This window comes from Thermomonas beijingensis (assembly GCF_020034655.1).
Lineage (GTDB): Bacteria > Pseudomonadota > Gammaproteobacteria > Xanthomonadales > Xanthomonadaceae > Thermomonas > Thermomonas beijingensis.
The window spans coordinates 1-1,470 of record NZ_JAIQDJ010000035.1 but is presented as its reverse complement, the minus strand read 5'-3'; the positions used below and the strand labels follow the sequence as shown (position 1 = coordinate 1,470).

Sequence of the window (1,470 nt, the reverse complement as noted above, 5' to 3'; positions counted from 1 at the left end):
CATGCGAAGCAAGCTACGGAATGCTACCGCCACCACGGTGCGCAGGTCCCCTGCGCGCTGTGGGCCAAGTACGCAAGGGCACACTTGAACCTAACAGTAAACCTATCAAGCGAAATTCAATGCAAAGCCCGCACATCCCCAAAAAATTCCGCGCTAAACCTAACACCTGAGTTAAGCCGCGCCGCGAAGCGGCGTCGGCTTGAATGAATTGTTAGGCGGCAGGCCTGATCCTACCAGCCGTAGTCACGAATCCACGGAAAGTTGTACATGAGCCAGCCTACGAATAGGAAGCAGGCGAAGGTGGTCGCGAGCCAGATCTTTGCGTGCCGCCACCATGCGCGATCGCCGTCAGGGTTTGACCAGCCGCCCGGCATGTCGTCGTCCAGCGTTACGAGTTGCCCGATTGTGCTCCACCCCAACAAGATCCAAAGCGTTACGACATACGGACTGCCGAGATAGAACGTAAGGAACGCGACAACGACTCCAACGAATGCAAGCTGCAGTGTGATCCAGGGCCACGCAGATCTGTCCATTGCCGCCTAACACCTGAGTTAAGCCGCGCCGCGAAGCGGCGTCGGCTTGGACGAATTGTTAGGCCTTAGCTAGCCGGACCGCGACGGCTTAGCTGTTCCTGCCGCCAATTGAAGACCAGCAGGCCAGCGAAGTACAGGGCGAAATAGGCGAGCGCATAGATTCCAAGAGGAGCCTGGACTAGTTCGAGTCGCGTCAGCGCGACCGGCAGCAGCGCGCCAGAGCCAGCGGCGAGGTTCACCGCGAGCTCTCGTGTGCGACCCAGCCGGCGCGGATAGCGCCGAAACAGCAGCAGTACGGGCAATAGCCCGGCAACCATCAAGACGGTCAGCGCTGTGGGTTCGGAAGCCATGATGGTTTTCTAAGGCCTAACGCCTGAATTAAGCCGCGCCGCGAAGCGGCGTCGGCTTGAATGAATTGTTAGGGCGCAGCCGGCTAAGAAAGAATAAACACAGTGGCAACGCCAAGAAGAGGGCTGCAAGATCTAGTAGCAAAGCCGCCTTGGTGAATGGCAAGTGGCCAAAAAACTGCATGTGATACACATTTGAAGCTGTAGCTAAGAGCGATACAGCTACGCCAGCTAACAGGGCTCTTCGCTGGTAGAGAAGCCGGATGGGAGCTGTGAAGATGATGCCCGCAAAAATCCCTGACAGGACGGCTCCAAGCAGCAGGCCAGTCAAGCGCAACGGTCTTGCTGAGAAGAGGTCAGGTAGCCATTGAAACCACATGGAAAGTTCGCTGTGTACGTACCAGAACCCAATGAGTATGGGCACGAAAAGAAGAATCTGTGCTGCCAGTCGCATAAGTCCTTCCTTGCGCCCTAACACCTGAGTTAAGCCGCGCCGCAACGAGGTGCAACCGAAGCGACAGCAGCCGGACGCCGAAAGATAACACGATGCCATGAAGCGGCGTCGGCTTGAACGAACTGTTAGGTTGTAG

General features: G+C 57.0%; 2 protein-coding genes. Both read right to left on the bottom strand.

The annotated features are described in order from the left end of the window. Nucleotides 1-598: 598 nt before the first annotated feature. A complete protein-coding gene (locus K7B09_RS13025) occupies nt 599-883 on the bottom strand; it encodes a hypothetical protein (RefSeq protein ID WP_223629895.1) in 285 nt (94 codons plus the stop codon). A gap of 28 nt (nt 884-911) precedes the next feature. Further along, on the bottom strand, nt 912-1,470 hold a 559-nt coding region (locus tag K7B09_RS13020), incomplete at its 5' end, for a hypothetical protein (RefSeq protein ID WP_223629894.1).